The organism is Mesorhizobium sp. M0678 (assembly GCF_040320505.1).
In the GTDB taxonomy this organism is placed as follows: domain Bacteria; phylum Pseudomonadota; class Alphaproteobacteria; order Rhizobiales; family Rhizobiaceae; genus Mesorhizobium.
On the sequence record NZ_JAMYPT010000063.1, the window covers coordinates 1 to 4,274 of the forward strand.

Sequence of the window (4,274 nt, forward strand, 5' to 3'; positions counted from 1 at the left end):
GACGCCGCCCGACAGCGCGCAGATCACCTTGCCCTTGCCGACCTGTTTGCGGATCGTCTCGACCGCGTGCTCGCGGTAGGCGCGCATCGTCCAGTCGCCTTCGGACGCACTTATGCGGTAGTTCGCTCCTGGAACAGCGTCTCGATCAGCGGGCACTCCGGCAACGTGCCGTCAGCGCATTGCGCGACCACCTCCTTCAGCATGCGCTCCATCCGTTTGAGGTCAGCGATTTTCGTCCGCACGTCCTTAAGATGGGCGGCGGCCACATCTCTTGCCTCGCCGCAAGGCCGATCGCGTTCATCCACGAGGCGCAGCAGTTCGCGGATTTCATCGAGGGAAAAGCCTAGCTCTCGCGCGCGTAGCACGAAGCAAAGGCGCCGCTCGTGCATGGTGTCGTAGCTGCGATAGCCGCTCGTCGTACGCGGCGGCTCGGGCAGAAGGCCGACCTTCTCGTAGTAGCGCACGGTCTCCAGGTTGCATCCCGTTCGCTGGGCGAGCTCGGCCCGCTGCAGGCCCTTCACCACGGTGTGATCGCGCATCGCAAAATCTCTCTTGACCCTGTAGTGACTACAGACTGCATGTTACGACAGACTTGGCATTTCGGCAAGGAAAGAGAGGCCTGATATGCTCGCATCGCGACCGGGAACGGCAGACACGGCGGCCGCTACGACAGTTCTCGCCGCGTCCGAGCGGGGCGAGGTCGGACGGCAACGCCTGATCGCCCTTGGCGGCATTCTCGGCGCGCTTGCCGCTTCCTCCTGCTGCATCGTGCCGCTGCTTCTGTTCAGCCTTGGCATCGGCGGGGCCTGGATCGGCAATCTGACGGCGCTCGCGCCTTACAAGCCATTCTTCGTCGCCGGCACGGCAAGCCTTCTCGGATGCGGCTTCTACCTCGTCTACTGGAAGCCCAGGCGAGCCTGCGCCGATGACGCCGCTTGCGCGCGCCCAATCCCCAACCGCCTCGTGCAGCTCGCGCTCTGGATCGCGACCGTGCTGGTGATCGCCGCCTTCGCCTTCGACTATGTCGCCCCACTGCTGCTTCGCGCCTAATACCAAGAGCAGCCCCGTCCCGTGAACAAGTATTTGAACACGCTCGCAATGATCAGCTCGGTGATGGTGGCTCCAGCCGCCTTCGCCGGTGAGCGGACCGTCACATTCGCTGTCGACAACATGACCTGCGCCTCGTGCCCCTACATCGTGAAGAGCTCGATGGCGGCGGTCCCCGGCGTTGCGAAGGTGGCCGTCTCGTTCCAAGCCAAGACCGCGACCGTGACGTTCGATGACACGAAGACGAACCCGAACGCCATTGCGACCGCCAGCATGAATGCCGGCTATCCGGCTCATCCGGTGCAGCAGGGCAGTTGAGATGCGTGACCGAGCCTTGGTCCGCGCAGGCGTGGTTGGCGCCATTCTCGCAGCGATTTGCTGCGCGGCGCCACTCCTCGCCGTGGGCCTGCCCCTGGCCAGCCTCAGTGCATGGCTGGCGGGTGCGGGTCCGGTGGTGTTTCCCTGATCGTCGCGGGCCTCGGTCTCGTCGCGTGAGGCTTCCACCATTGCCGGGCAAAAGCGGCGGGCTGCGAGACGAGGATTCATAAGGAAGGCGTGAAACCATGAATGATTGCTGCGCATCCTCCTCATCACGGGACAAGCTTGCAGCTTCGGCGTCCGCGACGCTGCCCAGCTACACCGTGCGACCCGGCGTGACGTTTCCGGACTGGTCCGTGGTCACATCGCCGGCGGTCCAAGATGCCCTGCAGGCCATGGTCGGCTCCGACCATGTGTTCGATCGCTGGAGCGGCTACGATCCCGCCACGGACCGCGTTCGCGTCGCACTGCTCCAACTCTACGCCGAAAACGGACGAGCCCCGACTGCAGGCGCGCTCGCGGAGCGCGCGGGGTTGAGCGGGACGGCCATCCGGCCTCTGCTCGAAGAGCTCCGCGGTCGCGACCTGGTCGTCCTCGACTGTGAGCGGATCGTCGGCGCCTATCCCTTCACGGACCGAGACACGGGGCACCACGTCACACTGGACGGGCGTGTTCTCAACGCAATGTGCGCTGTCGACGCGCTCGGCATCGGCGCCATGACCGATCGCGACATCGCGATAGCTTCGCGCTGCCGCCATTGCGGTGCACCGATCCGGATCGCCACGCGGAACCAAGGGCGGGGGCTGGCCGAGATCGAGCCGCGATCGGCCGTCATGTGGCATAGCGTCCGCTATGAAGGCGCGTGCGCCGCCAGCTCGCTATGTGCGACGACCGCCTTCTTCTGTTCGGACGACCACCTCTCTGCCTGGCGCGGCGAGCGCTCCACGGACGAGCCCGGATTCCGGCTGTCGATCGAGCAAGCGCTGGAGGCTGGCCGGGCTCTTTTCGGGCCCAGCCTTGCTGGCCTCGATACCGCGGCAGAATCCTCGGTCGGCTCGACATCGAAGACGGCCGCAGTCGCGGACTGTCGCTTTCGCACGAACGGTCGCAATGGTGGCGCCTACGATCTTGCGGTGATCGGTGCCGGTTCGGCCGGCTTCTCGGCCTCCATCACAGCTGCCGATCAGGGCGCACGGGTGGCCCTCATCGGCAGCGGCACCATCGGCGGCACCTGCGTCAATATCGGATGCGTACCGTCGAAGACGCTGATCCGCGCCGCCGAGACGCTGCACAATGCTTGCGTGGCAGCGCGTTTTGCCGGCATCACCGCCGAGGCCGAGCTGACGGACTGGCGCGGAACCATCCGTCAGAAGGACGCACTCGTTTCCGAACTGCGCCAAGCCAAGTACGTGGATCTGCTGCCGGCCTATAACGGCATCGCCTATCATGAGGGCGCGGCGCGTCTCGTGGAAGGTGGTGTCGAGGTGAACGGCGCGCGCATTCCCGCCGGCAAGATCATTATCGCGACCGGCGCGCGGCCGGCTGTTCCCGCCATCCCTGGCATTGAGGACGTGCCCTATCTGACCAGTACGACCGCGCTCGATCTTGAGGAGCTACCACGATCGTTGCTCGTCATCGGAGGCGGCTACATCGGGGCGGAACTCGCCCAGATGTTCGCCCGCGCCGGCGTCAAGGTGACGCTCGTTTGCCGGTCTCGGCTGCTCCCCGAGGCCGAGCCCGAGATCGGCGCGGCCCTGACGGGGTATTTCGAGGACGAAGGGATCACCGTGGTCTCTGGCATCGCCTACCGTGCTATCCGCGGGACCGAGAACGGCATTGTGCTCGACGTTTCCATCGACTGCCACGATACGACGATCGACGCCGATCAGGTGCTGATCACTACCGGTCGCACGCCCAACATCGAAGACCTTGGGCTCGCCGAGCACGGCATCGTGCTCTCACCGAAAGGCGGCATTGTCGTTGATGACCGCATGCGCACCTCCGGGGCCGGCATCTATGCTGCCGGCGATGTCACCGGCCGCGACCAGTTCGTCTACATGGCCGCCTATGGTGCCAAGCTTGCTGCCAAGAATGCGCTCAACGGCGACAGCCTGCGCTACGACAACAGCGCCATGCCTGCCATCGTTTTCACCGACCCGCAAGTGGCGAGCGTGGGCCTCACCGAGGCCGCGGCCCGTGCCGCCGGACATGCCGTCCGTGTCTCGACGATCGGTCTCGAGCGGGTGCCGCGCGCACTCGCCGCTCGCGACACCCGTGGGCTCATCAAGCTCGTGGCCGATGCCAGCAGTGGCCGGTTGCTCGGCGCGCATATTCTCGCGCCGGAAGGAGCCGACAGTATCCAGACCGCGGCGCTGGCGATCCGGCAAGGCCTCAATGTCGAGGATCTCGCCGATGCGATCTTTCCGTATTTAACCACTGTCGAGGGCTTGAAGCTCGCGGCACTCGGCTTTGCCAAGGACGTCGCCAAGTTGTCGTGCTGCGCTGGCTAGGATTGCGTTCATTTTCCGATTGCGACGCCAGCTGCGCCGATCTCCAGCGAACCGCCGAATTGTACGCTCCAGCACGCCAATATACTCCGCCGACCACACCTCTCTTTACTTTTCGAGAAAGCGCCATCAAATCACACGAGGAATATCCTGAGTCATTGGAGGTCGCTCAAGAGTGCCACGAAGACTTGTCGTAACTACTTCAAACTACGCTATTGCCGCCATTTGTATCCGTCACTCCCACTCAATTGTGCCTGGCGGTTTGCTCGTCACGTCGTAGACGACGCGGTTGATGCCGTGTACCTCGTTGATGATGCGGGTGGCGGCTGCTCCCAGGAATGCCATGTCGTAATGGTAGAAGTCGGCCGTCATGCCGTCGACCGAGGTGACGGCGCGCAGCGC

5 protein-coding genes are annotated in these 4,274 nt (G+C 64.6%); 3 read left to right on the forward strand and 2 right to left on the reverse strand.

The window, feature by feature from the left end:
• Positions 1-110 precede the first annotated feature (110 nt).
• Positions 111-539, reverse strand: coding sequence for a MerR family transcriptional regulator (locus NKI29_RS33205; protein ID WP_352593727.1), 429 nt, complete (start codon positions 537-539; stop codon positions 111-113).
• A gap of 85 nt (positions 540-624) precedes the next feature.
• Between NKI29_RS33205 and NKI29_RS33210 the strand changes: the two genes are divergently transcribed.
• From NKI29_RS33210 to merBA, 3 genes are all read left to right on the forward strand, one after another.
• Positions 625-1,050: a mercuric transporter MerT family protein gene (locus tag NKI29_RS33210; protein WP_352798680.1), complete on the forward strand. Its 426-nt coding sequence runs from the start codon at positions 625-627 to the stop codon at positions 1,048-1,050.
• Positions 1,051-1,071: 21 nt separating this feature from the next.
• Positions 1,072-1,365: a cation transporter gene (locus NKI29_RS33215; RefSeq protein WP_352623141.1), complete on the forward strand. Its 294-nt coding sequence runs from the start codon at positions 1,072-1,074 to the stop codon at positions 1,363-1,365.
• A gap of 245 nt (positions 1,366-1,610) precedes the next feature.
• On the forward strand, positions 1,611-3,875 hold the full coding sequence (merBA, locus tag NKI29_RS33220; RefSeq protein WP_352784891.1) for a bifunctional organomercurial lyase/mercury(II) reductase MerBA: 2,265 nt from the start codon (positions 1,611-1,613) through the stop codon (positions 3,873-3,875).
• A 231-nt stretch (positions 3,876-4,106) separates the two neighbouring features.
• On the opposite strand, the gene NKI29_RS33225 is transcribed toward merBA, so the two are convergent.
• Positions 4,107-4,274 (reverse strand): GMP synthase (glutamine-hydrolyzing) (locus tag NKI29_RS33225; RefSeq protein WP_502896757.1); only part of this gene is annotated, 168 nt, incomplete at its 5' end.

Excerpts from the sequence above, each read along its gene's own strand:
- NKI29_RS33205 (WP_352593727.1), bottom strand. The coding sequence starts at position 539 with ATGCGCGATCACACCGTGGTGAAGGGCCTGCAGCGGGCCGAGCTCGCC.
- NKI29_RS33210 (WP_352798680.1), top strand. The coding sequence starts at position 625 with ATGCTCGCATCGCGACCGGGAACGGCAGACACGGCGGCCGCTACGACA.
- merBA (WP_352784891.1), top strand. The coding sequence starts at position 1,611 with ATGAATGATTGCTGCGCATCCTCCTCATCACGGGACAAGCTTGCAGCT.